Consider the following 1,665-nt stretch of genomic DNA (forward strand, 5'->3'; position numbering starts at 1 on the left):
GACGCGTACTCCCGCCCTGCTGCGCGTGGCGGGAGAGGCCCGCCGAGGAGCGGCGCCGCACAGGGGGCGCTGCACCTCGTCGCCAGGTCACGGCGACGGGCGAGCGCCGACGCGTTCGGCTCAGGCCACCGGCGGGTGTTTGCGGGCGCCCATCGACTCGGCCGCGAACAGCAGCACCACCGCCGCGATGACCGCGAGGACGAAGCCCCAGAAGTTGAGCTCGGTGATGGAGCCGACGCCGATGAGGCTGGCGATCACGCCCGCGATCAGCGCCGCCACCATGCCGAGCACCAGGGTCATGCCCATGCTCATGTTCTCCTTACCCGGCTTGAGCACCCTGGCGAGCACGCCGACCACGGCGCCGATGATCAAGAATCCACAGATCTGAACAATCGCGTTCCACATCGCTCGAACCTCCACGTTGTGCCGATGGCCGGGGAGTGCCGGTCAAGTTCGATCATTTCTCCCCTTCGCCCGGAGAACCAGGGTCGTGTCCTCGGCGTTGTCGAAGCGTGTCCGCGCCGACGCCGGATCACCCCATCGCCGTCGATGCTGCTCAGAACTGAGGATCCACCCGGCACTCGCTCGCGGACCGGCCCGCCGGGGCAGTGCCGTCGCCCTGATCGAAACGCCACTGTGTGATCGGACCCGCCTGCCGCCAGCGCAGGCCGCGCCCGTCCGGCACGGCTTCGTAGACGGCTTCCCGACCGCTGACGAGCTGCTCACCCACGCAATAGTCGTTGTATCCGGTGCCCGGCTGGACCGCCCCCGCGCTGAAGCGGCCGGTGGGCTCGGCGGCGGCGCCCGGATTGGCGACCGTGCTCTTCCGATGCGTCGATGCTCCGCGATCCCAGCGTGCGTCCCCGGCGTGCGATCGGCCGCAGGTGAAGGTCCAGCCACCGGCGACGACGGTGGCTCCCTGTGTGTACGGGGTGCCCGCCCACGAACAGCTGACAGCGGTGTCCGCGGACGCGGTTGCCGTCGAGAGCCCGAGCAAGCCCGCTACCGTGACAGCCGATGCCAGCGCCGCGACACCGAGACGCCGTCGAACGGTTCCTGAAATATTCTGATTGCCAACGGTTTCCATTCTTCGATGCTCCCGTCGGGACGGGTCGGGCACATCAGGTCCCGACCCGGAGCTTCAGCTCAGGGATTTCCCTCGGTCCAGGGTCGGCGCAGGCTCAGCAGCACGGTCCGAGGCGCGCGCTCGGGCGCGGGGTCGTGTCGCTGTTCGGCACTGCGGCCAGGAACGCGTCGAGGTCGACCCGGCGCCCACTCACCCACGTGCCGTTGACCCGGACGGTCTCGCCCAACGTGGCCGGGTCGACCTCGTAGGGGTCACCGGACAACTCGACGAAGTCGGCCAGCTTGCCGACCGTGATGGACCCGATCAGGTGATCGCGGCGCAGGGTGCGGGCGGCGTTGATCGTCTGCGCGCGGATCGCGTCATCGAGCGGAATCGCCTGATCGGCGCCGTGTACGGTGCCGGCGCGGGTGCGTCGGGAGGCGACGGTCTGGATGTTGACCAGCGGCGACGGTGGCGAGACCGGCCCGTCGTTGTGCAGGGACACGCACGCCCCCGAGGCCAGCGCGTCGGCGGTGGGCTGCCACCGGCTGCCGTGTTCGTGGTCGAAGATCGCGCCGTCGAGCAGATCGCCCCAGAAG

The 1,665-nt window shown here is 69.8% G+C and carries 3 protein-coding genes; all 3 read right to left on the bottom strand.

Going from position 1 to position 1,665, the window contains the following annotated elements; all coding sequences use genetic code 11:
• Positions 1–120 precede the first annotated feature (120 nt).
• Positions 121–405: a GlsB/YeaQ/YmgE family stress response membrane protein gene (locus tag ACFWF3_RS35095; RefSeq protein WP_378988847.1), complete on the bottom strand. Its 285-nt coding sequence runs from the start codon at positions 403–405 to the stop codon at positions 121–123.
• Positions 406–556: 151 nt separating this feature from the next.
• Entirely contained in the window at positions 557–997 is a 441-nt protein-coding gene (locus tag ACFWF3_RS35100; RefSeq protein WP_379318412.1) for a hypothetical protein, read from the bottom strand.
• 184 nt (positions 998–1,181) lie between these two features.
• The coding region (locus ACFWF3_RS35105) for an amidohydrolase family protein (protein WP_379318414.1) at positions 1,182–1,665 on the bottom strand (484 nt) is incomplete at its 5' end.

The organism is Nocardia sp. NPDC060220 (genome assembly GCF_042727815.1).
Taxonomy (GTDB): Bacteria; Actinomycetota; Actinomycetes; order Mycobacteriales; family Mycobacteriaceae; genus Nocardia.

Bases quoted from the DNA above. Each gene is read 5' to 3' on its own strand.
- ACFWF3_RS35095 (WP_378988847.1), bottom strand. From the start codon at position 405: ATGTGGAACGCGATTGTTCAGATCTGTGGATTCTTGATCATCGGCGCC.